The sequence below is a fragment of the Rheinheimera texasensis DSM 17496 genome, from assembly GCF_000711985.1.
In the GTDB taxonomy this organism is placed as follows: domain Bacteria; phylum Pseudomonadota; class Gammaproteobacteria; order Enterobacterales; family Alteromonadaceae; genus Pararheinheimera; species Pararheinheimera texasensis.
Genome location: NZ_JONU01000007.1, coordinates 973,549 through 995,536 on the forward strand (window position 1 = coordinate 973,549; position 21,988 = coordinate 995,536).

The 21,988-nt window shown below is 52.7% G+C and carries 16 protein-coding genes; 3 read left to right on the plus strand and 13 right to left on the minus strand.

The genetic code is table 11. The features are described from left to right. The 7 genes from Q399_RS0104525 to manD all read right to left on the minus strand — a co-directional run bounded on the left by Q399_RS0104525 (window position 1) and on the right by manD (window position 13,211). Window positions 1–1,080, minus strand: a complete 1,080-nt coding sequence (locus Q399_RS0104525; protein WP_031566054.1) for an acyltransferase family protein — start codon at window positions 1,078–1,080, stop codon at window positions 1–3. Window positions 1,081–1,165: 85 nt separating this feature from the next. Continuing rightward, window positions 1,166–3,490, minus strand: coding sequence for an alpha-N-acetylglucosaminidase (locus Q399_RS0104530; RefSeq protein WP_084164084.1), 2,325 nt, complete (start codon window positions 3,488–3,490; stop codon window positions 1,166–1,168). Between the two features lie 53 nt (window positions 3,491–3,543). Continuing rightward, entirely contained in the window at window positions 3,544–6,219 is a 2,676-nt protein-coding gene (locus Q399_RS0104535) for a TonB-dependent receptor (RefSeq protein ID WP_031566059.1), read from the minus strand. A gap of 176 nt (window positions 6,220–6,395) precedes the next feature. Continuing rightward, window positions 6,396–7,415 (minus strand): LacI family DNA-binding transcriptional regulator, encoded by a 1,020-nt coding sequence (locus Q399_RS0104540; RefSeq protein ID WP_031566061.1) that lies wholly within the window; start codon window positions 7,413–7,415, stop codon window positions 6,396–6,398. A 123-nt stretch (window positions 7,416–7,538) separates the two neighbouring features. Beyond that, on the minus strand, window positions 7,539–10,244 hold the full coding sequence (locus Q399_RS0104545) for a TonB-dependent receptor (protein ID WP_031566063.1): 2,706 nt from the start codon (window positions 10,242–10,244) through the stop codon (window positions 7,539–7,541). 510 nt (window positions 10,245–10,754) lie between these two features. Further along, the gene (locus tag Q399_RS0104550) at window positions 10,755–11,963 is read right to left on the minus strand and encodes an AGE family epimerase/isomerase (protein ID WP_031566066.1); all 1,209 of its coding nucleotides are present in this window, start codon (window positions 11,961–11,963) and stop codon (window positions 10,755–10,757) included. A 39-nt stretch (window positions 11,964–12,002) separates the two neighbouring features. Further along, window positions 12,003–13,211 carry a D-mannonate dehydratase ManD gene (gene manD, locus Q399_RS0104555; protein WP_031566068.1) on the minus strand — a complete coding sequence of 403 codons (1,209 nt, stop codon included), beginning with the start codon at window positions 13,209–13,211 and terminating at the stop codon, window positions 12,003–12,005. A gap of 314 nt (window positions 13,212–13,525) precedes the next feature. On the opposite strand from manD, the gene Q399_RS0104560 reads away from it, so the two are divergent. From Q399_RS0104560 to Q399_RS0104570, 3 genes are all read left to right on the plus strand, one after another. Beyond that, window positions 13,526–14,260, plus strand: a complete 735-nt coding sequence (locus Q399_RS0104560; protein ID WP_051685738.1) for a FadR/GntR family transcriptional regulator — start codon at window positions 13,526–13,528, stop codon at window positions 14,258–14,260. A 110-nt stretch (window positions 14,261–14,370) separates the two neighbouring features. After that, window positions 14,371–16,764, plus strand: coding sequence for a GH92 family glycosyl hydrolase (locus Q399_RS0104565; RefSeq protein ID WP_051685739.1), 2,394 nt, complete (start codon window positions 14,371–14,373; stop codon window positions 16,762–16,764). A 32-nt stretch (window positions 16,765–16,796) separates the two neighbouring features. Further along, window positions 16,797–17,459, plus strand: a complete 663-nt coding sequence (locus Q399_RS0104570) for an HAD-IA family hydrolase (RefSeq protein WP_051685740.1) — start codon at window positions 16,797–16,799, stop codon at window positions 17,457–17,459. An 11-nt stretch (window positions 17,460–17,470) separates the two neighbouring features. Here the strand turns inward: Q399_RS0104570 and rlmM are convergent, their stop codons facing one another. The 6 genes from rlmM to mutY form a co-directional block, all read right to left on the minus strand. Next, entirely contained in the window at window positions 17,471–18,553 is a 1,083-nt protein-coding gene (gene rlmM / locus Q399_RS0104575) for a 23S rRNA (cytidine(2498)-2'-O)-methyltransferase RlmM (protein ID WP_031566076.1), read from the minus strand. Then, window positions 18,550–18,963, minus strand: coding sequence for a hypothetical protein (locus Q399_RS0104580; RefSeq protein WP_031566079.1), 414 nt, complete (start codon window positions 18,961–18,963; stop codon window positions 18,550–18,552). Before Q399_RS0104580 ends, rlmM begins: the two co-directional genes overlap by 4 nt. Window positions 18,964–18,976: 13 nt before the next feature. Beyond that, on the minus strand, window positions 18,977–19,642 hold the full coding sequence (locus tag Q399_RS0104585; RefSeq protein ID WP_051685741.1) for an alpha/beta family hydrolase: 666 nt from the start codon (window positions 19,640–19,642) through the stop codon (window positions 18,977–18,979). After that, window positions 19,642–20,583, minus strand: a complete 942-nt coding sequence (locus Q399_RS0104590; RefSeq protein WP_031566083.1) for a transcriptional regulator GcvA — start codon at window positions 20,581–20,583, stop codon at window positions 19,642–19,644. The genes Q399_RS0104585 and Q399_RS0104590 overlap by 1 nt, the downstream gene beginning before the upstream one ends. Window positions 20,584–20,597: 14 nt before the next feature. Continuing rightward, window positions 20,598–20,873: an oxidative damage protection protein gene (locus Q399_RS0104595; protein WP_031566085.1), complete on the minus strand. Its 276-nt coding sequence runs from the start codon at window positions 20,871–20,873 to the stop codon at window positions 20,598–20,600. Window positions 20,874–20,979: 106 nt separating this feature from the next. Beyond that, window positions 20,980–21,966, minus strand: a complete 987-nt coding sequence (gene mutY, locus Q399_RS0104600) for an A/G-specific adenine glycosylase (protein WP_031566088.1) — start codon at window positions 21,964–21,966, stop codon at window positions 20,980–20,982. Between the last annotated feature and the right edge of the window lie 22 nt (window positions 21,967–21,988).

Sequence of the window (21,988 nt, forward strand, 5' to 3'; positions counted from 1 at the left end):
TTAAATTTTGATAAAGATCTGCCGGCGATACAGCCACCAGACCGGTAAATAACAAATACCGAGGAACACTAAAGTCCAGAGACCGACAGTGCAGAACTGATTAAAACCGGCGGCTTCTGCCAGCTGGCGATACCAGGCCAGCACCGATGCGTCGCCAAGCGGAACTTCCAGCAGCTTCTCAATAGCCACATGCAGCACGTAAGCAACAATAGCGTTGGAACCAAACACCACGGGCCAACGCGTAAACCGGCGGCCACCGGCGATATCGGTGTAATAAATCAGTGTCGCCAGGCACATCGCGGCCATACCGGAGGTCACCAGCACAAAAGAACTGCTCCAGATTTGCTTAATCAGCGGGAACTGCAGGCTCCATAACCAGCCGAGCAGACAGGCGACAAAACCTCCGACAAACAGCTGACTGACTAATAACGGGAGGGATTGCTGTCCGCCGGCCTGATGTGCGCGGATCAGCTGACCAATCAATACGCCGGCAAGACCACTGGCGATGGCCGGTATTGTGCTCAGGATCCCTTCAGGGTCCCAGCTACCGCGCCACAACATGCCCGGTAAAAACGCACTGTCGAACCAGTTGATCAGATTGGCACCACGTTCCAGTTGCCCAGCCACCAGACCGGGTGCCGGTACCAACAGAATCAACAGCCAATAGCCCACAAGCAGCGCTGCAGCCATCAACCACAAAGTGCGTCTTTGGCAATAAAGCACGAGTAAGGAACAAACCAGATAGACGATGGCAAGCCGCTGTAATACACCCAGCACCCGGATATCGCTGAACTTCAGGTAAAGCAGATTCACCAAGAGACCCAGCGCAAACATGATGCAACTGCGTTTCACGATTTTTTGTACCAGCTGACACCTCGCGGCGTCGCTGAGGTCCGCTTTAAAACCCAGCGCGATTGCAACACCGACAATCACGACGAAAAACGGGAACACATAATCGGCAAAAGTGATGCCATCCCAATAAGCATGGGAAAAGGTACCGTAAGTGCCGGGGCTGTTCACCATGATCATCAGCAGGATCGTCAGGCCGCGGAACACATCCAGAGCAAAAAGTCGTTGCATCTGTATCCTCAAACTAGTTGTGCCAGCCTGTCACAGGCTGAGGTTCTGTTGATGAACGGCCTGAACCTTTTCAGGCCGTTGCTGCTTATAAATTTGACGGTGGCGCTTTGCTGGCCGTGATCAGCGCCTGAATTGACGCAATGGCAGCAACCAGATCCTGCGGCGCAGGCTGTGGCTGTGGCAGCGGTTGCTGCAACCATTGTTGCTCAAACGCGACCAGCTGCTGCTCGACCGCCTGCGCATTCAATGCTTTGCCGTTTTGGGCCGCGTGACGCTGGGCCTGGAACAATAACTGCCAGCGTGGCAGGTAATAACCGGCATAAAGCCCATGCCAGGCTTTGGAGGCGTAGTCTTTTAGTTTCAAACCGCCCCAGACCGTCACTTGCTGACGTGCATTGCGCTCGTACAACTCCGCTTCTGTCGGCGTGTCGGCATAAGCCCGGGCTTCAGCTACCCAACTGTACAAAGTGTCGCGATTAGTGCCGGCGGGTGCATAGGCCATCAGTGCATCGACTGCCAGGATCAGGCTTTGTGCCTGTGCCTGCAGTTTATCGCCCTGCGCCACTTTGCCTTGCTGATACGCCAGCATGGTGTGCTGTAACAACATGTCGATATGTTGCGTGGCACTGTGACGGACAAAGTCGATCAAGTCGTATTGCAACAGCGACGCCTTTAATTCAGCGGCCGGCAGCGCCACCAGCTCTTTTAATGCCTGATCAAGCAGCATCAAATCGCCGGGCGCGCCGGTATAGCGCAGATATTCGGTATTAGGTCTTTTCATCAGCAGGAAAGCGCCGGCTGAATCCTCCCACCAGCGTGGCTCCCAATAGCGGGTACTGAATACCGCTTTGTAAATCTTGTACCAGCTACTGAACAGCGCCGGACTCACCTCGCCATAGCGGCTTTGCAGGTATTGACTTAACCACTGCCGGGTATCCGCCGCCTGACCGCGCCAGGCCAGATCAAACATAAATTCATAGGCGGACGAATTGGAGTGAATGCCCTCCGGAAATACACCGTAACCGGTCAGATTGCCTTTGCCGGCATGATTAAGCGCGGTATTCACTTTGTCGCGGTAGAAATCAAAGTCGCCATAAACCGGGTTGCTGGCACCGTAGTTATGGATAAAACCAAACACCCATTCTTTACCATAAAAGCCTTCGGCTTTTTGCCAGACATCAAAGCGGTCATTACCGATGTCATGCACCATCAGCCGGTCCGACGGCACTTTGCTGAGGAATGCTTCAATCGAGGCTAAATCCCAAAAATGTGCATCGGAACCAAACATCCAGCCCTGCATCACCCAGGTCGCATCCGGCACCACCTGGGCCAGTGACTGATAAAGCGCAGCGCCATAACCGGCTAAATCAACCAGCCGCTGTGCCGTGGAATCTTTTGATACCGGCGGCAGCATCTCGTTAAAGGCATCCAGCAGGTAATATTGCTGCGGACCATATTCGGCGTTGTACAGCTCAATAAAACGCTTCGCGACTTTGGCGAACAGCGGGTCAGCCGGGTCCAGCCAGTAAGTTTCGTGCTTGAAACCAGACCATTTTGGCATCGCCGAAATTTTGGCCTGCGGGAACAAGGTCTTGAATTGTTTTGGCACGTACCCGGAGAAAGCCGGCACCACAGGTTTCATGCCCAGCTGCTGCATTTGTTGCAGAATTTGCTTTTGCAACTGGCGCTTTTTCTCTATGTAACCAGCCGGCAATGGCCCTTCGTGGCCCTCAATATTGCCCATGCGCTGCCAAGGCGTAAAAGCAGGTCCGGAAAAGTACTCAGTTAATGCGGCTTCTGACACGCCAAACTCAAGCCACAACTGCTGCCAGACATATTCCTGACCTTCCATCGCCACCGGATTATTCACGCCGTGCAGCGCCATCCAGTCCAGTTCCTGCTGCCAGCGGGACCAGCCCCACCATGGTGTGCTGTAACCATAAGCACAGACATTCAGGTAAGCCCGGTTTTTAAACAAAGCATCCACCCGTTCAGCCGGCTGATCATTAAAACGGGCCGGCAACGCGATACGGTTGCCTTCCCAGCTGACCGACATGGCGCCAATCTGGCGCAAATATTCATAAGCGCCAAAGCTGATAGCGCTCAGTGCATTCCCGCTGACATAGAGCTTGCCATCCCGCACTTCCAGCTGATACCAATCCGCTTGCTGGTCTTGCACCAACGCAAACCGGACCTGGTCGCTCACCCCGGCAACACGCTCAAAGACCTGTTGCACTGGCGCTGCTGCTGCCACTTCGGCGCTGTTAAACGCCGCAGTCATAGTAACGCTCTGTGCTGCAGACGGTGCCTTGGCTGCCGGATCGGCGGCGGAATGTGGCTGACAGGCTGTCAGTACAACCGCAGCGGTAACAGTGGCCAGCAGAGACCGGCGAAACAAGCTCAAATGCATGCTGTTTTCCTTCTAACACGGGAGGCTGGCAGTCAGACCGCCAGCCTCAGGGTTCATAGATTAAAATTCACACCCAGATAATAACTGCGGCCGATGATGCTGGTTGTCTGCCAGGCCTGAGTGACTTCGTCACGATAGGCCTCTTCATCATTGCCATTGATATTCAGGGCACCAAACCGGACTGACCATTGCTCATCGATATTCCAGCCAAGCAGCAGGTCAATCTGATTGCGGCCATCCACGGTACGACCTTCACGGGCAAAAAAAGCGTCACTGCTATCCTGCACATAAGGGCTGCGGTGATTGAGCGACAAGCGCGCGCTGTAACTGTCGTCTTCCCAGTAAGCTGTGATGTTCCAGGTTTGCTCCGACGAGTTAGTCAGTTTAAATCCGGTACTTTGGCCGACCATGATGCGGGTGTAGTTCGAAGTCACACCAAAACCAGCCCATGGCAGATAATCATCCAGTCCCTGGGTCCAGCCGAGCTCATAGCCTTTGACTCTGACCGTCGACGCGTCGTTGTAAATCGCTGTGATATCGTAAATATTGCCACTGCCATCTACACAATCGCCGCCACTGCTGGTCAGCGTTTTGCCGTTGTAACTGTCCGGACAAACCAGCGCACTGACAGTGCCGTTTTTGATATCTTTCTGGAACAGGTTCAGTGTCAGTGAGTCGGCACGGCTGTAATACCACTCCCAGCCGAGGTCAAACTGATCCGCTGTCAGTGCTTTGAGTTCCGGCTGACCGAGGTTGACGGTGTAAGTGCGGCTACCGACTGAGTTGGCAGCTGAGCTTTCTGATGCGGCCAGCTGAGTATTGGACGTCAGAATAGGCCGCACCAGTACTTTGGCGGCAGCCAGACGCAACTGCATATCCTCATTCAATTCCAGTACCAGGTTGGCACTTGGCAAGAAGTTGTCGTAGCTGAACGTCTGCGTCAGTTGACCGACCACCAGTTTGATCTCTTCGTTATTCGGATGGTTGGCGCCTGTGATGTAGGTATCAATATCCCGTTCCGTTTCCTCATAGCGCCCACCCAGATTGCCGCGCAGCGGTAAGCCGGCCAGCTCGGTCTCAAAGTTGGTCATCAGATAGACCGACTTGATGTCCTGCTCAACGCCGTAACTCGACTGCGCTGCAAACAGCGTCGGCACCACAACCCCTTCTTTTGCCAATGCATCACGGTAAGCCTGAATGTTCGGCGCTATCCAGCTGTGCTGGATCGACATCTGGTTATCGAGAAAATCAGTGATCAGCTCGCCGGTTTGCGCCATCGAAGGCAAAGCGGATGCCGCAGCCTGACCAATAGTGGCGCGGTCGGTACGGTACACAGCACGGTCCATAGTTTCGCGGCGGAATTTGACACCGGTGTCAATTTGTCGCAGCCAACCCCACTCTAATTCACGTTGCGCATCAAACTGTAAAGCAGTTTCGTCGGATTGCATCAGCCGGCTGGCACCGTTCGGATATTCGTTACGCGGCATCACCGTTGGGTACAACGCTGCGCTGGCAAGATTGTCGGCAATTTCGAAAATCACATTGGACGGGTCAGAAATATCCAGCCGCGCCTGTGAAATTACAGTTGCCAGAATTGCGGCCTCTTCGTTGTGTTCGGCTTCGCCTGAGGTGTAATGGGCGACACCTTTGAAAGTCCAGTCGTCGAGCTCGTATTTTGATTCCAATGTGTAGGCGTCACTGGTGGCGTCTTTGCTTTCCAGCTGCCGGTTATTCTCAGTGGTAAAGCCTTTAATCAGGATATTGTCGTACAGCTTGTTGCTGGCACTTTCAAGCCGGGTGATCTGATTGGCATTAAACAAAAACACTTGCTGATTCAGATCCTGTTTGGTGTCGTCACCGGCGTAGACTGCTGTCAGCTTGGTTTCAAACTGATCGTTCGGCCGCCATTGCACAGTGCCATTGAACAGTTCGCGATCGGTTTCGCGGTCAATCCGGCGGTAACGCGGCCGGCGCGGCGTGACATCACCGGCACTGTCAACAAACCAGCGATCCATCCAGAAATTGTCCACCCGGTCATTCAGTTCCTGATAACCCAGGTTCAGTAACACACCGACTGTGCCATCAGCAAACTGGTCGATATAAGTGATGTTGCCTTTAGGCGTGACGCCACTGTCAGGCGAGAATTCTGAATACTGCGCTTTGCCGGACAATAACACTTTGGTTTCAGTAAATGACAAAGGCGAAGCGGTATCAATATTGATAGTGCCGGCCAGACCACCGCTATCCATATTTGCGGTCGGTGATTTGATCACTTCGATGGTCGAGGCCAGTTCGGTCTGAATAATGTCAAAACGAAAGCCGCTGGTGAAATCTGCGCTCTGCATGGTCTGGCCGTTCAACGTCGTGCGGGCATATTGTGAACCAAGCCCCCGCACACTTATGGTCGAGCCGCGGCCGTTGACGTTAGAAATTTGTACGCCGGGGATACGCTGGATAGCTTCAGCGATATTTTCGCTGGGAAATTTACCGATATCTTCGGTAGTAATAGCGTCTGTCACTTTAGTGTCTTGTCGCTTGATATCGGCGGCAGCCACCAGACTGCCACGGAACGTGACGGCAATGACTTCCATTTCCTGTTCGGCCTTTTTATCTGCAGCCGGCTTTTGCGTTGTAGTTGTTTGCTGTGCCACCGCTGGCAACCAAAGCGACGCTAAAGCCGCCGCCAGCAGTGTTTTTTGCCCTAACTTGTGCTGATGTAACCTGTTCATGATTTGTTCTCTGCGTTGCCAATCTGTGTCATGGAGACGCCATATCCTTGTAATTCAGGTCAATACGCGGTGATTTATTCATCACTCTGCGTTCAAGTTATCACCAGCCTGTCAACGTTGTCAATACAATTACTGTCAACGTTGTCATATAATTTATTGCCATATTTTTCATTAGCTTAGCTAAGCATCGGCAGCACAGAATCGCGTTTCACTAAGTTCAGTACAAAACCCTCGGTATTCTGTTCCTGTGGTTCATCCAACATCCAGCTGATCAGCAAACGTGCGGCACTGGCGGCTATTTCTGCATTCGGCTGGTGGACGGTTGTCAGTCGTGGCCAGGTCTGGCGTGAAAACGGACTGTCTTCAAAACCGACAATTGACCACTGGCCAGGCACCGGGATTTCATGTAAGCGCGCCGCAAATAAAGCGCCTGCGGCGATCTCATCGTTACAGCCAAAAATGGCGCTGACTTCACTGCCCTGCTCCAACAATGCAGTAGCCATCTCTATACCAGACTCAAAAGTAAAATCACCGGCCAGCACATGGCGCGGATCTGGTTCCATCCCCGCTTGTGCGAATGCCCGGCAAAAACCGCGGTAACGCCCAAGCGACGAACGGTGCGCCGGCTGGTAGCCAAGAAAGGCGATACGGCGATGACCTTGTGCCAGTAAATAGTCGGTAATAGCAAAACCGGCCTGTTCATCATCGACATAGACAGTTGGACATAGGTCGTCCGGCGCGACGGCACCGGACACAATCCGCACTACTTTGGCCTGTTGCGCCAACAATTCTTTGACCAAATCATTATTTTCAGACAAAGGCGGCGTCAGGATCACCCCGCCGACCTGATTACTGCCAATCATATTGGCCAGTTCCTGCCGGACCTGATCCGAGGTCGAATCGGTCGGATGGATCACCAGCTCAAAACCCTTTTGCCGGCACTGCGACAAAATACCTGTCTGCATTTCAATCACATAGTGACTGTTCGGGTTGTCATAAACAAAAGCCAGCGAAAAAGGCGCGGTGCGCATTAAGCGAGCTGTGCGGTTCGGCTGGTAGTGCAACTGAGCAATGGCAGACTGCACTCTGGCTTTGATGTCTTCGCTGACCCAGGCTTCGTTGTTGACGACGCGGGAGACGGTTTTAAACGATACGCCGGCCAGGCTGGCGACGTCTTTAATGGTAGGTTTTTTCACTGCGTTTTCCCTGCACCTGAGAGAGGTCATGAATAAAAAACTATGACGACTTTATACAGAGACCGACCGGAATACCACAGCCAAAACAGCCGGCATCAAGCCGGCTGTGATGACTGGGTCTTATCAGAACTTGTAACTGAAGCCCGCGCTGTAAGTACGACCACTGGTGGTAGTGTTGTACTGACGGTCGTTCGAGTCACTGTATTGCTCTTCACGTTCGTTGGTCAGGTTAATCGCTTCAACCGTGAACTTCAGATTTTCTGACAGCTGATAGAAAGCCGAGAAATCTACGAAAGTGGTTTTATGGAAACCGCGTTCATCTTCATCACGCAGGCCACCTTCCACTACACTGATGTACTGACTGCGGTTGGCTGCTGCGATCCGGCCACCCCAGTTGTCCGCTTCGTAGTACAGCGTCATGTTGTAGCTGTTTTTCGACAGGCCCGGGAAACTCTTCTCCTGTGTCTGACCGGTTCCCTGCACGTTGCGGTACAGCGCAGTACCATCTACCCAGGTGTAGTTGGCAATAATACCCAACTTGTCAAAAGGTGCCGGCAGGAAATCCAGGTCGCGCTGGAATGCAATCTCAGCCCCTTTGATAGTCGACTCATCCGAGTTTTGCGGTGACGTCACATCAAACAGTGAATCCATAGTGGCACCGTTTGGCAGCAGAGACGCTGGCAGACCGGTGTCGCTGTACTTCACTGTTGTCACTTCGGTCACGATGAAGTTTTCGATGTCTTTTTTGAACACAGCTGCCGACAAAGAGCCCACGCCTTCGTAGTACTGCTCGATGGCAAGGTCAAAGTTCACCGACTCAAAGGGTTCCAGATCCGGGTTACCAACGGTGATTTTACCGACTTCACCAGGAGAACCTGTCATCTGCGCCACGTTGGCTGAGACCGAAATGGCGCTCAGCGCCGGCCGGGTCAGGTTTTTACTGACTCCGGCGCGCAGCAATAAATCATCTTCCAGTTCATACACCAGGTTGAGGCTCGGTAAAACGCCAGAGTAATCACGGGTAATTTCAACCGGTTTGCCCTGCGACACACCGATAGAAGTCAGATCAGTTTTGTAATAACGGGCACCGACATTACCACGCAGCACTTTGCCGCCGATCATGCTCTCCCAGCTGTATTGGGTGTAAGCCGCATCGGTATTCTCTTCCACTGTGTAAGAGTTGGTCTGGATAATTTTGTCAGTGCCGAGTTTCAGGTCCGAAATGCCATAAAACGCCTGCAACGCAGCAACATCAGCCTGACGCCAGGACATATTCGGGTGCACGCTGTACACCGAGCTGATCGCGTCGGTCACAGTTTTCACGCCATTATTCAGCGGCGTCGCTTTTGACTGCACATAACCAGCATCTTCACGGTTATCACCGCTGTTTTTGAATTTCTTCAGGTTAAAGCCAAAATCAAGATTGCTGGTATCTGACACGTCATAACGGAAATCGGCTTTGATATTGTCAAAATCAGTAGCGATATAGTCTTCGCGGAAATACAGGTCTTTCACCGCCCAGCCGGCCAGTTGTGCCGGGTCGAAGTCATAAGTGTTGACGCCGTAATAGCGGTCTTTGGTGAAATCTGTGGTGATACCGCCGGTACGGATCAGGTTCACTTTATCCACACGCGGCTGGTCGTAATCTGAAGTGCTGGTACCAAACATAAACTTGGCGCCTAAGTTATCACTGATTTGCCAGTCGGCAGTGAGCGACACCTGATTAAACACTGACTCGTTGTAGTCAGCGCGGTTTTCGGTCTGGATGGTCGAATTGCTGAAACGGGCAAACACAGCTTCTTTATCGCCGTTGTTATCCAGCACGCGCAATTCTTCAATGCGGCCAAGCGCAGTACTGGAAGCTCCGCCGGTGGAGATATGGTGTTCGTCCAGGGTGTTTTCCAAAGCGCCATACATATAATCCAGACCAAACTTTAAGTCGTCGCTATGGCGGTACTGTAATGAAGTCGTGACGCCCAAACGCTCCTGGTCGTTATTCCACACTGAATAACGGTTACCACGGGCAAACCAGATGGTGCCGGCTGCAGCCTGTGCGGCCAGCGTAGGATCTACAGTGCTGGCGATGCCGTTAGTAGCCCGGACCTGACGCCAGCGGTAAGTGTTATAACCCATTTCGCGTGAGTTTTTCTGGCTGAAAGCGACAGACGCCAGCGCGCCGAATTTACCCCAGGTATTGGACACCATCCCAACTAAACGTGGGTTGGTTTCATCTGCGTTGGTATTAGTGCCAATCTGACCGCCAACCGCGCCCTGAAAACCATCGTAGTCAAACGGCTTGGCTGTTCTTAAGTTAACTGTACCACCGATACCACCTTCGTCCTGATCGGCAGAATATGATTTTTTCACGTCAATCTGGTTAAACAGTTCAGAAGCGAAAATGTTGAAGTCAAAAGCACGCGAGCGGCCCACTGCGCCGCGGCTGTCCATTGGCGAGGATGAAGTGCCAAGCGCTTCCATACCATTGACCTGCACGCGGGTGAAATCCGGGCCTAAACCGCGCAGAGAAATTTGCCGGCCTTCACCACCTTCACGGGTGATGGCAATACCTGGCACGCGCTGCAGTGAATCGGCTAAGTTCTGGTCCGGGAAATCAGCGATGTCTTCAGCGACGATAGAATCCTGCGCCACCATGGCTTCACGTTTTAAATCTTTGGCTTTGATCACCGAGTCGCGGAAGCCTTTAACTTCAATGACTTCAGTTTCTTCGGCTTTATTATTCTGGTTGGTTTGCTGGGCGCCGGCACTGAATGCGGCACCAAGTGCGGCAAGCACGGCCAGCGCAACCGCTGTTTTCTGCTGTTTGTACATATCTACCCCTGTTTCTGATGTGTTTGTTTTATCGCCTTTTTTTACCAGTCTCAGCTTTACAGTGAAAGTAATGTGACACCGGTGTCAGCTATGGCGTTTTTTTTACCACAGTTTTAGGGCGTGTTGACGTCTGGTGTTTGTTTTTGCAGCAGTTTGCAGCTTTTTATGCAAGGCAGTGCGAGCGCCGTGTAGTGATTCTACACAAACGAGCACTAACGCCGCAGAAAGAGCTGCCAAACGCTGCCCTTCGGGTTCGTTTGGTGGCGCTTTGGGCTTTGTCACTCGTTGCTCACATAGAATAACTATGCCACGCGCCTCGTTTCGCGCCCAAAACGCCACCAATTCGAACAAAACTCAACCACCAAACATCAACACGCCCTAACCAATTTGGCGCAGCACTGTTTTTTTACTGCACCAAACCGGCCGGATCTCAAGACGGTATTTCACCCGCTGCAGCGAAAAACTGAGGACTACAAACTCTCAGTCACAGGTCAATACCCTGGCCGCGCATCAAAACGCGGCCAATACATCCAGACAAGCGCACAGCGTGTGATAATCACACTTAGCGCCGGCACTACTTTTTTCATTGGAAACTTGTTGGTTTTGCCGGTTTAGCAGGCGATACCAGGCACCGTGCTGATGGTCGACAAAATGCTCCCAGCAATAGCCCCACAGCTGCTGATATTTCTGTAAATACGCCGCATCGCCAGTGGTTTGATACAAGAGGGCAGCTGCGGCCATAGATTCGGCCTGTACCCAGAAATATTTGTCGTCGTCGCAGCAGACGCCGTCCAAATCATAGCCGTAGACCAGACCACCATATTCATGGTCCCAGGCCAGAGCGTAAGCGCGGTCAAACAATTCGGCGGCACGGCGCACTAACGCCGGGTCCGGTGCTAAGCGGTTCAGCTGCAACAACAACTTCGCCCACTCAGTCTGATGACCAGGCTGAAAGCCCCAGGGCCGGTACAGATTTTTCGGGTCGTCTTTGTTGTATTCAAGGTCCAGCTGAAACTGCACCGTGTAGTGTTCCCACACTTGCCCACCGCTTAACGCGGCCTGACGCACTGTGATGTTGTGCGCCAGCAGCTGCGCGCGTTCGAGAAAATGGCTTTGCTGTGTCGCCTGATACGCCGCCAGCATGGCTTCACACAAATGCATATTGGCGTTCTGGCCGCGATATTCGCTTAACACGCCGTCACGGCTGATTTCATCGGCATACAGGCCATACCCGGCCTGCCAAAACCGCTGTTCCAGTAAATCCCAGGTTTGGCTCAGCTTTTCACTGACATCGGCAATTTCAGCCAGCTGCAGATGGGCATAAGCCAGCAATACAAAGGCATAACCATAAGCCTGCTGCGTCATGATTTCGGGCTGATGCTGACGTAAAGTCCAGGCGTATTGTTGGGTCGCGCTCTGAAAATGCACAGTTTCAAGGTACTTCAGACCGTGCAGTGCATAAGCGCGGTACTTTTCCGCCAGTTCTTGCTGATCACTCCGCCCTGCCAGCTCGCGGCTGGCTCTGGCGTAATTGACAATAATGCGGGTGCTGCTGACCAGCTGGCGAAATTCAGGCGCAAACAAGCTGCCGTCATCATAATAATTCTGGAAATAACCACCGGCAGTATCAATCACCCGCGGGTCGTAAAACCCGAGGATGTCGCTGCAATGCTGCCGGATAAAACCGGCGCTATAAAATTCAGTGGTTGCTGGTTGCATCAGCTGTGTTCCTGCCTGCTTGATTAAAAAAACTGCTCATCACCAGTTAAACATAGTGCCGTCTTCTAACCGGTTGACCGGCAGATAAGCCCGTTTGTACGGGTATTTCGCTGCCAGTTTTTCGTCGATATCGACGCCATGGCCCGGTTTTTCGCCGGCATATAAATAGCCATTGGCGAAGTGATAATCATGTGGGAACACTTCGTCAGTGGCCGGGGTGTGGCGCATGTATTCCTGAATACCGAAATTTGGTACCCAGGTATCAAAATGCAGCGCAGCGCCCATCGTGATGGGGCTTAAGTCAGTCGCACCATGGAAGCCGGTGCGGACATGATAAAGTTCGGCCAGATGCGCGATCCGGCGCAGATGAGTGATACCGCCGCCGTGCACAATGGTGGTGCGGATGTAGTCAATCAGCTGCTCACTAATCAGTTGCTGGCAATCATGGATAGAGGCAAACACTTCACCAACCGCGATAGGCGTCGTGGTGTGATGGCGGAATAAACGGAAACCTTCCTGCAGTTCGGCCGGTACCGCATCTTCTAACCAGAATAATTTGTACGGTTCCAGTGACTTACCAAGCTGCGCCGCTTCAATCGGCGTTAGGCGGTGGTGTGTGTCATGCAGCAGATGGTGGTCATAACCATAGGTTTCGCGCAGCACTTTAAACAGCTCCGGCACGCTGTTCAGATATTTACTGGTGGACCAGACGTTTTCGCTTGGCAGGTCGTTGTCGGCCGGCTCGTAATACATTTTGTCTTTTGACACACCATAAGTGCTGGCAAGGCCTGGCACACCGGTCTGGGCGCGAATGGCCTTGTAGCCCATCTCGATATAACGGCCGACTTCCGCCACCGTTTCCGCAATGGTATTGCCATTAGCATGGCCATACACCATCACGCCGTCACGGCTGCGGCCACCGAGCAGCTGATACAGCGGCATATTAGCGGCTTTGGCTTTGATATCCCACAACGCCACGTCAATAGCGGCGATGGCGGTCATACCTACCGGGCCACGGCGCCAGTAAGCGCCACGGTAAAAAAATTGCCAGATGTCTTCGATGCGGCTGGCGTCACGACCAATCAGGCAAGGGATCAGATGGTCCTGCAAATAACTGGCGACCGCCAGCTCGCGGCCGTTTAAGGTCGCATCACCGATGCCATACAGCCCCTGATCCGTGGTGATTTTGACCGTGACAAAGTTACGGTCCGGGCAGGTAATAATGACTTTTGCATCAATGATTTTCATCTGGTTCCTCTGAGGTTCCGCACACGGAACTACTTAAATGCTATAAAACCCTACTGCCACCGCTGGCATTTGTTTTTACAGACAACGCTGCGGTTTTTTTTCTTTATGGCCTTTCGCGGCACTGGCCTGCTATCAGCAGCTGTTTCTGCTGTGCTGGTTCGCCATCTGGTCTGACCGCTTACAAACTAAACGCTGAAAAGTTGCGTCTGCTGCGCCTCGCGGCTAAATTGGTCAAGCCTGTTGAATTTAACTTACATCCGGACAGGCCAATTTGCAACTATAAATTTTTGGTCAAACCACTTCTACGGAAACTCATGAACGACAACACGCTTCTTTCCTTGGCCAACAGTCGCCAGGCTCCGGCACCAAACTCCAGACTCTATCTGCAAATCGCCGATAAACTGGCGCAGCAAATCAACGCCGGCCAGCTTAAACCAGGCATGCGATTACCGGCCGAACGCGACCTGGCACAGCAATATGACGTCAGCCGCCAGACTGTGCGGGAAGCGCTGATTGCACTGGAAGTTTCAGGACTGGTCGATATCCGGCCGGGTTCCGGTGTTTATGTATTGCAGGAAGCTAGTCTGAAAAGTTCGCTTTTGGCAGAAAACGCACCAGGCCCGCTGGAGATTATGGAAGCACGTTTATTACTCGAAGGCGATGCGGCCGCGCTGGCGGCAGAGCGGATCAGTAACGAAGAGCTATTGAAATTAAAGGCTTATTTAAATCAGATGATTAGTCTGGTGCAGCAACAAAGATCAGCCGAAGCTGAGACTTTTGATGGAAAATTCCACCAGCTCATCGCCAGCGCCACCCGTAACAGTGCTTTGCAATCAATGATTGAATGGCTGTGGGCGCTGCGTGAAAGCTCAGAGCTCAGCCAGCTGTTTGCCGAGAAAATCCGCCGCCAGGTCGCAGGCCCCAACATCGAAGCGCATGAAAAAATCTATTTGTGTTTAAGCCGGCGGGACGCCGCGGGCGCCAAAGCAGCGATGCAATCGCATATAGCGCAGGTGACTGAAGCTTATGTACTTTTAATTGGCGAGTGACCTGGCTGCGCGGAGAATCTCCGGACAAACCACCCTCAACCGGTCAGGCCTGTTGCAATTGGACAGGCCAATTGATATAACCAGCGCAGACCTCATAAAGGAGCTGGTTGATGCCTGTCCTGAACTATCTCGCCATGCCGTTGAATTTCCGTCCGGTAATGCGCCGGCAAGTTTTGCCTAAACTGCTGAGTTGCCTGCTGTTATTGCCCGCAATCTCGGCGTTGGCTCAAGATAAAGTACAAAATAGCACAGCGCCGGCAAGCTTCGCCAAAGAGCCAGCGGCACTGGTATATCCGTTTTTGGATACCGCCAACAGCCGCTGGTTTTATTTCTCCTCAGCAGCGCGGCCTTTTGGCATGGTCAGTTTGTTTCCTGATACCGCCATCGACGGTGAATGGGGTAGCGGTTATCGTTATCACGAGCCGACAGTCAAAGGTTTTAACCATATCCACGAATGGCAATTGGCTGGTTTATCGCTGATGCCACTCTCAGACGAGCGTTCGTTGGCTGAACAAAAAGCCGATTACGCTTCTGAGTTTTCGCATGACACTGAACAAGTCCGGCCCGGTTTTCATCAGTTGCAATTAAGCCGCTACGGTATCAAAGTTGACCTGACCGCCACCTCCCGCGTCGGTTTTTCGCGTTATCAGTATCAAAAAGCCAAGTCGCAACAGCTGCTACTGCAATTAGGCGGCGTGCAGGGCCCTTCTAAGCTTGGCCATGCTGAAGTCTGGCAAATCGACGCACAAAACATCGCCGGTTTTATCACCAATCAAGGCACAGAGCGGCGCGTCAAACCGGTCAAAGTGTTTTTCCACCTGGCGTTTTCCACACCGGTGCAGCAGTTTGATGCCTGGCGCGGCGACATGTTATTTGCCAATGTCAGTGGCATCAGCGGCGACAACACCGGGGTGCGGCTGAGTTTTCAAAGCAAAGACCAGACTGTGTTGGTCAAAGCCGGTTTTTCTTATGTCTCAGCTGACAATGCCCGGTTAAATTTGAATACTGAACAGCCCGGCTGGGATTTTGCCGGCACCAGCGCGCAAGCCTATAACGAGTGGAACCAACTGCTATCACGCATTCAAATCAAAGGCGGCAGCGAACAGCAGCAACGGCGCTTCTACACTGACCTGTGGCACGCGTTGCAAGGCCGGCGTGTGGTTTCCGACGTCAATGGTCAATATGCCGATTTATCAGGTTTTGCACCTAAAGTCCGGCAGTTGCCGCTTGATAGCCAAGGCCAGCCCAAATTTGCTATGCATAACTCAGATTCATTCTGGGGTGCGCAGTGGACCATCGCGACTTTATGGCCGCTGGCTTTTCCGGAAAAAGCAACAGCGCTGGGGGAAAGCTTGATCCAATACGGCCGGGATTTTGGCCTGATCCCACGCGGTCCGTCCGGTGGGCAAGACACGCTGGTGATGCCCAGCGTGCCGATGACACCGTTTTTAGTTTCGCTGGCACAAAAAGGTCTACTACAAACCACAGCAACCGAGCTGCTGCCGATGTTAGAGAAAAACCACAGTAGCGCGGGCCTGATGGCCAAAGCTGGCTACGAGCACTATAGCGCCACCGGCGGCGGCTTCAGTTATTACCTTCAACGCGGCTATGTACCCTACCCGCTGCCGGAATCCGAAAGCAGTTACGGCAGCCACAGACGCGGTGCCGGTCAGACTCTGGAATATGCCTATCAGGATTTCGCGCTGGCGCAGCTGGCGATAAAAGCCGGCGAAACAGACATCGCCGGGGAATACCTCAAGCGCAGCCAAAACTGGCAGAATTTGTATGACGGCAAAACCGGGTATATCAGACCCAAGGAAGTGGATGGCAATTGGCGCACACCTTTTGACCCACTGGAATACGAAGCCGGTTTTATCGAATCCAACGCCGCTCAGGCCAGCTGGTTTGTCCCCCATGATATTGAAGGCCTGGCCAAACTTATGGGTGGCAAAACCGCCTTAATTAACCGGCTGCAACAGGCGTTTGAACAGGCCGCCAAACAGGATTTCACTGCCGGCACCGCGCATGCGCAGGAAGGCCATCCGGAATATCGCCGCACGCCCATCAACTATGGCAACCAGCCCAGTATCCAAACCGCATTTATCTTTGCTGCGGCCGGCGATGTGGCGAAAACGCAATATTGGTCACGCCGGATCAGCGACACTGTGTATAGCCATTTAAGCCCGGAGCGTGGGTACAATGGCGATGAAGATCAGGGCCTGATGGGTAGCCTGGCTGTGCTATTGAAACTCGGTTTATTCCAGTTAAGTGGTGGCTTAGAGGCCGACCCGGTGTATCAGCTCGGCAGCCCGTTATTTGACGAAGCCTGCCTGCAACTGGCCGGCAAACGCAGCTTCTGTATCAAGACCTTGAACAACAGCCCCGAGCGGCCTTATATCCGCCAAATCAAATTGAATGGCAAAGTGCTGTCACGTACTTATCTGCTGCACAGCGAGATTATGGCCGGCGGTGAGCTGGAACTGCAGATGGCCGCGCAGCCATGAGCGTGGGCGCTAACACAGCCATGAGCTCGTGCATGCAAGAGCCGGCAACTCGCATCCGCGCTGTGCTGTTTGACAACGACGGCACCCTGGTTGACAGCGAATATCTGTGTAATCTGGCATTGCAGCAACAATTTGCCGATTACGGAATAAACATATCGCTGGATGAGTTGCTGCTGCATTACCGCGGCGGCAAGCTCAGTGATATTTTCAGCAGGCTGTGTCTGGCCCATCACATCAGCCGGCCGGCAAACTATGAAACCGAATACCGCGCCCGTTTGCAGCAGCTGTTTACCAAAGCGTTGCAGCCAATTGCCGGCGCTGCTGCTGTGCTCGAACAGCTCAAACAACAACAGTTACAGCTGGCTGTGGTCAGCAACGGGCCGCAAAGCAAAATGCGCTTTACGCTGGCGCATTGTGGTTTGCTTGCATATTTCTGCGATAACAACGAACCTCAGCGGCTGTTCAGCGCTTATGACTGCAATTTGTTTAAACCAGATCCGGCGCTTTATCTGTATGCGATCAAGGCGTTAGGGCTGGAGAGCGCTGAATGTGTGATAGTCGAAGACAGCCCAACCGGTGTACAGGCCGGCCTTGCGGCCGGGGTGAAGACGTTTTTCTTAAATCACTACGCCGAGCCTTGCCCGGCCGGCGCTATTGAGATTAAGCAGCTGTCAGACTTGCTGACAGCGCTTTAAAGTGAACAATCTCAGGCTTTGCACAAATGCACTGTGACTTCTTCGCGGTCATGGAATAAATGCCGCGCCTGGAATTTCACTTTGATGCCGGCTTCGTCAAAACGTTGCTGCATTTCTGCCAGCACTTCCTGCACGGTTTCATAGCGTTTTTTCATTGGCAGTTTCAGGTTAAAAATACTTTCCTGACACCAGCCGTTAATAAGCCAATCGCAAATCAGCTGACCAACCCGCTGCGGTTTTTCAATCATGTCGCAGACCAGCCAATACACGTTCTTTTTCTCCGGTTTGTATTTAAAACCGTCGACCATATAGTGTTTAACCTGGCCGGTCATCATCAGGCTTTCTGCCATAGCGCCGTTATCAATCGACACCACCATCATCGAGCGTTTCACCAGCTGATAAGTCCAGCCGCCCGGACAAGCGCCTAAATCCACCGCCCGCATGCCGGATGCTAAGCGGGTGTCCCACTCATCACGCGGAATAAATTCCAAGAAGGCTTCTTCCAGTTTCAGCGTGCTACGACTTGGCGCATCAGACGGAAATTTCAGCCGGCGGATGCCGTTTTCCAGCGAATTGTTATTCTCCGGATAAGACACAGCCAACAAGGCTTTTTGCCCGCTTTGCATAAACATATGCAGCACAGGCGCACGCAGATTTTCTTTTTTCAGCATCAGACCAGCCTGACGCAGGCTCTGGCGCAGCGGCACTGTCAGTTTGCGCGCCAGCGTTGACAGCTCTTTGCCATCGTTGGTATCCGGATATTCAATCCTGAGTTCACCGATACTGCTAATTTCACTGCCCTCTTCGACGCTACGCAGAGTTTCCAGTACAGGCGTTACCCTGTCGCCTGCCGGCAATTCCAGCCAGTCGCCAATCACTAAGGCCCACTGGCGGACAAAAATCAGTTTGGAAAACGGGAAATCGCTGAAAAAGCGCTCTAAAGCTGCGCCGTCATAAGCTTCGAAAATGATAAAAGCGTCGTTGGCTTTGAGTTTGCAATACCCAAAAACACCAAACTGGCCGGCTTTATCCTGAATTTCTGCCGCGCATTCTTTTTCAAAACCTGAACGACAGTAGAGCAATAATTGTTTCATTTGTTTTTCCGCAACCAGGGCAACAGCATCAGGCCGGCCCAGCATAAAATCAGCATCTGACCACCTACCGGCGCTAACTGGCGCCAATACAGCGGTAACTCAAATAATCCGGCCCAGACAGTGTAGACAAAACACCAGAGGCCCAGATGAAATCCTACTAACACCAGCGCCAGCAGCCAGTGCTGCGCTTTATTCAATTCGTTGCGCCGTGCGTCAGACTGGCCATACAGCGACAGCACTAATATCGCCAAGGCCTGAAACGCCAAAACCGCAGTGCTCGACACCAGCCGGCTGAATTCTTCCGTCACCATATTGAACTGGAAATAATGCGAAATTGCCGCACTCATACCAATGACGGCGGCACCATATAAGCCAGCTAAAGATAAACTGCATTTCCACAGCGTTTTCATCAGGTCGCTCCTGCTAAGTTGTAGTTCTGTGGCGGCGGATAAATTCGCCACATGCCGCTACCGCCAAACTAAAAGCCTGCTCAGCCGGTAAACCTGCCCGTTTTGGAAGCGCATAATCATGATCGGCGCCGGTTAGTTCAACAACCTGCGCTGTACCTGCCACCAGCCGCAGCGCATCAGCACTGCCAAAAGGGTCGCGGCTGCCCTGACAAAGCAATAATGGTCGCTGCAGCTGCTGCAAACACTGGCTGCGTGCTTTGACTGTCAAAGCTGCTTTTGCTGCATCTTTGGCTTGTGCCGGCGGGCACAGCGGATAACCAAACACCACACCACCTGCAACTTCTGGCGCAACTTGTGTACCAGCCAGATACAGGCTCAGCACGCGGCCGCCCAGACTTTTGCCACCAAGCCATAGCGGTAGATGATCGTCTGCAGGCACAGCAGCAATTAGCTGTTCCAGCTCTGCCAGCAACTTGTCGGCTTTAGGCGCAACCTGGCGCTTACCCAACAAGCTTTGCTGCATAAAATCAAAATTGGCAGCAAAAACCACAATGCCCTGAGCGTTTAGCAGAGGAATAAGCTGCTGAAAAAAAGCCGATTGCACAGGGGCGCCGGCGCCGTGTAACAACAATAAACGCGCACGAGGCGCCGCTACATCATGTTTGCTGACCAGCGGCATTAATCTTGTTCCGACGCTATAGCGATATTAAATTGCTGCTCGTTAAAAGCTTCTTGCTCCTGCGCCACCAGTTTGTTCATCCAGTCGCGGAAGGCGGCGATTTTGCCAAGCTCAATCTGATTGTCGCGGCACACCAGATAATAAGCATCTTTACTTTGCAGCACATGATTAAACGGCACTATTAACCGGCCGGAATTGATGTCAGGCCGCGCCAGCACGTTGTGCGCCAGTGCCACGCCCTGACCGTGAATAGCTGCCTGCAACACCATAGCGGTGTGACTGAAAATCGGCCCCTGATTGACGTTAAAATGTTTAAAACCCTGGCTGGTAAACCAGGCTTTCCAGGCGTCGCGGGTGCCGTCATGCAATAAAGTATGAAACCGCAAATCGGCGGGTTCGTTCAGCGGCTTGGCGCGGTTGAGCAGCATTGGCGAGCAGACCGGCACCAAATACTCGGTGTGAAGTTTGTCAGCGTGTAAATTACGCCAGCTGCCGCGACCATAATATATCGCCACGTCGACGTCGTCGGTCAAAGAGCCTTCTTCATAATCGACAGCACGGATACGCACGTCGATATCCGGGTTTAATTCGCTGAATAAACTTAAGCGTGGCACCAGCCACTGAATGGCAAAACTGGGTGGCAGGCTGACGGTCAGCGCGCCTTTGGCGCCACGCGCCAGCAGTTTTTCGGTGGCTTCGTGCAGCTGCAGGAAAATCTCTTTGATGTCGAGAAAATAACTCTGGCCTTCTTCAGTCAGCAGCAAAGAGCGGTTTTTCCGCATAAACAGCTTGAGTCCCAGATGGTCTTCCAGCGCTTTAATCTGATGACTGATAGCGGCCTGAGTGACAAACATCTCTTCTGCCGCTTTGGTGAAACTTAAATGCCGGGCAGCAGTTTCAAAGGCTTTTAATGCGTTGAGCGGCGGCAGGCGACGGGCCATAAATCAATTCCGGCTTAAGACTTGGCTTGTGGCACGTAGCCTTCAATCTCGACACTTTCACCTTCAAACAAAAACTTCTGCATCTGCTCTTCCAGCAGTTTGCGGTGTTCAAGGTTCATCATGTTGAGTTTTTTCTCGTTGATCAGCATGGTCTGTTTGCTTTGCCATTGCGAGAAAGCTTCTTTGCTGATGTTGTCGAAGATTTTTTTGCCAAGTTCACCCGGATACAGTTGAAAATCCAAACCAGGAGCAGTTTTTTTCAGGAATACACAATACACTTCGCGGGCCATGTCTTACCTCCGAATAGCACAAGTGGCGCTATTGTAATGCATTTTGGCTGCTTAATTGCACTTAAACTCGAGTGCAGGCGTTTTAACTCGAGTGCAGGCGTTTTTCTTAAGCCTCCAGCAACGCCTCAAGATAGACCCGCACTGGCGCCGGCAAGCCAAAATCCGCCAGATTCGCGGCATCTATCCAGGCTTGCTCCGCCTCTGCCATGCTCACTTCAGCCGACCAGACTTTGGCCTGCAGCTTGTAATGGGTGAACTGATGACTGAATTCACCGACTAACTCAGCATTCAGCGGCGCCTGCGCCGGCTGTGGTAAACACCAAAGCGCTGGCCAGATACCGGCGCCGGGTCTTTTCACCAGCAGCACCTGCTGCGCTTTGCGCACCAGCAAAAAATGCCCCTCTTTCACCGGCACAATTTTTTTCGGTTTAGCGTTGGGGAAATCACTGATGCGGTGCTGCGCCAATGCCTGACAATGGCTGGCGAGCGGGCACTGCTCACAAAGCGGTTGACGGGGTTTGCAAACCGTCGCGCCTAAATCCAGCAGGCCTTGCGCAAAAGCGCGACAATCGGCGTGCGGCTCCTGATGTTGCGGTGTCAGCTGTTCAGCTTTGGCCCATAACTGCTTTTCAAGCGCCGGCGTATTCGGCACACCTTCAAGCGCAAACAATCGGCAATACAACCGCCGCACATTGCCATCGACAATTGGCCCATGCTGCTGATAAGCAAAAGACATAATGGCGCCGGCGGTATAACGGCCAACTCCCGGTACTTGCAGCAAGGCTTCCAGCGTGGCCGGGAACTCACCCAACTGAGTGATAAAACGCGCGGCTTTTTGCAAATTGCGCGCCCTGGCATAATAACCAAGCCCCTGCCATAGCCGCATCACTTCATCTTCCGGCGCTGCAGCTAACGCCTGCACTGTCGGGAAAATCTGCATCCAGCGCTGAAAATAAGGAATGACAGTTGCGACCTGGGTTTGTTGCAGCATCAGTTCCGACACCAGCACTTTATATGGCGTCACATCCTGCTGCCATGGCAACTGATGGCGGCCATGGCTTTGTTGCCAGTTAATCACTAGTTGTGTGATCAACTGGTTCTGATTTGCCGGTGTT